The following is a 293-nucleotide window of genomic DNA, read 5'->3' as shown; positions in this document are numbered from 1 at the left end:
CACCGAAGTGGTTCATCGTTCGACTTGCATGTGTTAAGCACGCCGCCAGCGTTCGTCCTGAGCCAGGATCAAACTCTCCGTGAATGTTTACCGGTAATCCGGTCGACATACACGAGAGCGGAACCACCGGCGGAATAAGCCGATGGTTCACAGCGTCCTCGCTGTATGTTTCTTCAAAGGAACCTCATCTACGGCCATGACGGCCGGAGACGGGGTATCAACTAATCTGGCGTTGATTTTTGGCACGCTGTTGAGTTCTCAAGGAACGGACGCTTCCTTTGTACTCACCCTCT

Annotated in this window: 1 rRNA gene; it reads right to left on the bottom strand. The window is 53.2% G+C overall.

The window, feature by feature from the left end:
- Positions 1 to 84, bottom strand: a 16S ribosomal RNA gene (locus TN53_RS43895); the annotation flags it as partial.
- Positions 85 to 293: the final 209 nt, after the last annotated feature.

The sequence above is a fragment of the Streptomyces sp. WM6386 genome (assembly GCF_000972385.1).
Classification (GTDB): domain Bacteria; phylum Actinomycetota; class Actinomycetes; order Streptomycetales; family Streptomycetaceae; genus Streptomyces.
This window is presented reverse-complemented; position numbering and strand designations above follow the sequence as displayed.